The organism is Rhodococcus sp. YH1 (assembly GCF_009939605.1).
Lineage (GTDB): Bacteria > Actinomycetota > Actinomycetes > Mycobacteriales > Mycobacteriaceae > Rhodococcus > Rhodococcus aetherivorans.
On sequence record NZ_WVTE01000295.1, the window covers coordinates 11640 to 15275 of the forward strand.

At 64.5% G+C, this 3636-nt stretch carries 2 protein-coding genes and 3 pseudogenes; 1 reads left to right on the forward strand and 4 read right to left on the reverse strand.

Annotation, left to right across the window (positions count from 1 at the left end; translation table 11 throughout):
* The first annotated feature begins 642 nt into the window (after positions 1 to 642).
* The gene (locus AIIKEEIJ_RS32155) at positions 643 to 852 is read left to right on the forward strand and encodes a hypothetical protein (RefSeq protein WP_161995828.1); all 210 of its coding nucleotides are present in this window, start codon (positions 643 to 645) and stop codon (positions 850 to 852) included.
* A 510-nt stretch (positions 853 to 1362) separates the two neighbouring features.
* On the opposite strand, the pseudogene AIIKEEIJ_RS32160 reads toward AIIKEEIJ_RS32155, so the two are convergent.
* The 4 genes and pseudogenes from AIIKEEIJ_RS32160 to AIIKEEIJ_RS32175 all read right to left on the reverse strand — a co-directional run.
* Positions 1363 to 1512 (reverse strand): annotated as a pseudogene (locus AIIKEEIJ_RS32160) (transposase family protein); the annotation flags it as partial.
* A 72-nt stretch (positions 1513 to 1584) separates the two neighbouring features.
* Positions 1585 to 2037: pseudogene (locus tag AIIKEEIJ_RS32165) on the reverse strand (ATP-binding protein); the annotation flags it as partial.
* Positions 2030 to 3328, reverse strand: coding sequence for an IS110 family transposase (locus tag AIIKEEIJ_RS32170; RefSeq protein WP_238406339.1), 1299 nt, complete (start codon positions 3326 to 3328; stop codon positions 2030 to 2032). The gene AIIKEEIJ_RS32170 and the pseudogene AIIKEEIJ_RS32165, both read right to left, overlap by 8 nt.
* 78 nt (positions 3329 to 3406) lie before the next feature.
* A pseudogene (locus AIIKEEIJ_RS32175) lies at positions 3407 to 3508 on the reverse strand (ATP-binding protein); the annotation flags it as partial.
* Positions 3509 to 3636: the final 128 nt, after the last annotated feature.

A 3636-nucleotide genomic window follows, 5' to 3' on the forward strand; every position in this document is an offset into this window, starting at 1 on the left:
TCCCGCACCGACAAGCCCGCCGACAGTGTCACCGAGGGCACCGAGGAGGTGACACCGGCCTTGACCGCCTGATCCACCGACGAGGAATCACGCGACGACGTCGTACACCACCTCACGGGACTTGACCGCGACGTTACCGGGCACCACCCACGCGCGCGGCGGATCGGTGACGCCTCCACATCGTCGACAGTGGGCGCGCGGCGAACCCGGATCCGGCGGCTCCCCAGTTCGTGCGACACGAACATGCGTTCGAGGTTGACGCTCCCCACCACACGTGGGACCATCCCTGCACCGGCCTGAATACAGGTCGACCCCGGCTGGTGCTGGAACACCGAACCGGGGTCTGGGCACACGACAGGAGCGCTGTCATGCACCGTACGGTGGAGTCTATCCACACGCCCCCAGGGCGCAATTCTCATGGTTCGGCATTCGACGCCCACCTCCTCCTTCTCACCCCGCTGGGGTCCTCACTGACGTCCTGACCTAACGAGCCTCTCGCCCTCTCCGGTCGAGAGGCTTGAGGTGTTTCGCTGCGACGTGTGCGCGGGCCGTTCCGGTAGCCGCGGCACGTCGGGCATTCGTCGCTCATCTCCCGAGGTCCGACGTCAGCGCTTCGACGCTGCGCGCAGGGGTGCCATTCCCGTGCGTGAAACCGACTGGGCGCCAGTATCCTTCGTCTCCATTCTGGCGGTGGAGCACCCGATCGTGAGGGTCGACACGAACGAGCGGGTCCAGCGCAAGCCGCACGTCATCTCTGACGTGGGGCCAGAAGTGCTGGCCGAGATGGTCTATCGGGGCATGGTGACCGGGCAGCGTTGGGGAAGGGGCCGAAGGCAATACAGGGACCCGTAGGGTCTCCGATCGGTTGTGCGCAGCCGCCCGCAGGGCGTCCGCTTCTCGATGCGCTTGGGAATGAGTGAAGAACCGGCCAAGACCACCCGCTTCCAAACGGTGACCGCGTCCGACATTTCCCATGCCGACAAACAGGTTGCGCGTCATAGTCCGCTCCGTCACCGGGACCGCTTGCAGCCACTCTGTCGATACCCAGGGCACAGGACTGACTGGGTGGCCGCCATTTCGGGAACTCACGTGGATTTCCGGCTCTTCACTATGGATCTCGTGGACCGGTTGGTCTGACTCCTTGATGGGCGTGACGGTCTCGGCTCGGCGGACGCAGGATGGGTCTGGTGGGCGGGTCTGGCTCACGGCTCTTCTGACGCCACTGCAGGTTGGTGGCTGTCCTGTCTGCGACGTGTCGACCGGCTCGGCTCACTCGTTTGAGTGCAGCCCGGCGGGCCGTCATGTCCTGATAGGAGTCTGGCGAGATCCCCCGATAGTGAACTGACTGACGCCCGGCCGGACTCCGCCGAGTCGAGCAGCGGTGATGTCGTGGACCGAGCCGGGTTCGACGTCGGAGACCCAGACCGGGTAGCCGGTCGGGTCGGTCAGGACCTGGATGTTGCCGCCGTGTCGGCGGTGTTTGCCCGAGTACCACAAGTCGTGTCCGGCTTCGGAGCGCTCCCTGTCGCTTGCCAGGGTGATGGGACCACCTGATTGCCAGAGGGTAGGGACCACCGTGGCGCGTTATTGAGGATGCGTGTTGTCGGTGTCTTCGTCAACTGTTCCAGGTCGGGTGCGTTGCCGGTAGGACGGCCCTTCGATGATGAGGGTGTGCGCGGTGGAGGTCAGTCGATCGATGGCTGATTGAGCGAGGAGCGTGTCTGCGGTCATGGTCAGCCACTCAGAGGGCTCGCGATTCGACGTGACTATCGTGGTTTTCTTCCGATGCCGCTCCACTATCAGCTCGTAGAAGTCGCTGGTCTCGGTGGCATCGAGCGACCTGAGCGCGAAGTCGTCGATGATCAGGACGTCGACTGCGGTCAACCGTCGGATCTCGGCATCGACGGTGTTGTCCAGGCGAGCAGCTCGTAGCCGGGTGAACAGTTTGTCCGATCGCGCGAACAGGACGCTACGTCGTCGACGGATCGCTATGTGGCCCAATGCTGTCGCCAGGATGCTTCTATGTTCGTCAAGCGGCGTGAGGAAGCTGTTGTAGCCCCGTTGCGTGACCTTCCAGATGACGGTAGATCTGGCGGGCAATGGCACGTTTGAGGCAACGCTTGATCTCGCGTGGTGTCATGCCTTCCCGAGTTCGGCGTGCGGCATAGGCTTTCGTCTCGGGGTTATGTTGAAGCCGGGACAACGCCACGGTGTAGAGGGCGCGGTTGAGTTGCCGGTCGCCGGAACGGTTCAGCCGATGCCGGACCGTGGCGCCGCTGCTGGCCGGGATGGGCGCCACTCCGGCGAGGGAAGCGAACGCAGCCTCGTTGCGCACGCGTCCGGGATGCGACCAGGACACGATGAACTGCGCGGCGGTCACGGCCCCGACCCCGGGCAGTTCCAGCAGTGTGGGACAGATGGCCATGACGAGTTCTTCGATGGCGCTTTCGTGCTCGGCGGCTTCGGCTTCGAGGAACAACGCGCGACGGGCAACTGCTCGGATGCCGCGGACGGTGGTGCGGTGCTCGACGGAGTGGGTGGGCAGGGTGCGCAGACGCGCACCCCGTTCGAGTTGGTCGTTGGTGCTTCCACGGCGCATCTGCTCACGCAGAGCCTGAGGAGCATTGACGATCAACGCCTTGAGCTGTCCGATCGCTTTGGTACGGGACACGATCGCGCCTTGTCGGGCGGTGAGCAGCACACGTAGGGCCTCCCGGTTTCCTCGAGCGCGAGGAGCAGCGAGGTGGTCGCGCGACAGGGCCTCGCGGGCGGCGCGGACCGCGTCGAGCTCGTCGTTCTTGGCGCCGTTGCGCCGGGCCGGACGGGCGGGTCGGTCGATTTCGACGACCCATTCGCCGCGTTCGAGCAGGAAGGTCGTCAGTCCGGAGCCGAAGCTGCCACTGCCTTCGATGGCCCACACGCGTCGCCCGGCTCCGTGCCGAGTGCCGAAGTCGAAGCAGCGTCGGTATCCCATGGCGTCGGTGGGGCACTGCATGTGGACAAGGGCGGCGCCGGTCGATGCTTCGACGACGGCGGCGGTGTTGCTGTCGCGGTGGGTATCGACCCCGATGACGTAATCGACTTGGTCTGCAAGCATGGAGTGCACGGTGTTCTCCTTCAATGTTCGGGGAGTGCCGAGGTCGGCATCGACCTGGGTGCGGTCACCGTGTGGCAGGACTGTGATGAGGCACGAGACGATTCGGCCAGGCTTCTGATCAGGCCAGCAGTCGGTGGGCCAGGTCGATGCCGGCGACCATGACGACATATCCAAGGCAAGGGCGCGACCGCGCAGGTGCGGGTCGGCCAGTGAGTCTTTCGGGTCAGTCATGGTTACCGACATCAACTCTGGCAGACGCTCGCCTCTCGGTGAACGCCCCAACGCTCATGGCTCGAGAGTTGGACCTTGAGTCTCACAATGAGTCTTGCCTACCCCAACGGGTCCCAGGAGGATCGCGGACTGGTGCGCATCGAGGAATCTCAGTGAGGTCAGGTCACCGAGCAATGTCCGGGGTTGCGTCCATCAGGATGGTGTACGAGCCGGATCGGATCCGATGACCGGCGTGTCGTAACCGGACGAAAGACGGTCACCGCGTGATTCTTCGAGAGAGCTACCAACTCGACTCGACGAAAGAGCAC

Excerpts from the sequence above, each read along its gene's own strand:
- AIIKEEIJ_RS32170 (WP_238406339.1), bottom strand. The coding sequence starts at position 3,328 with ATGACTGACCCGAAAGACTCACTGGCCGACCCGCACCTGCGCGGTCGC.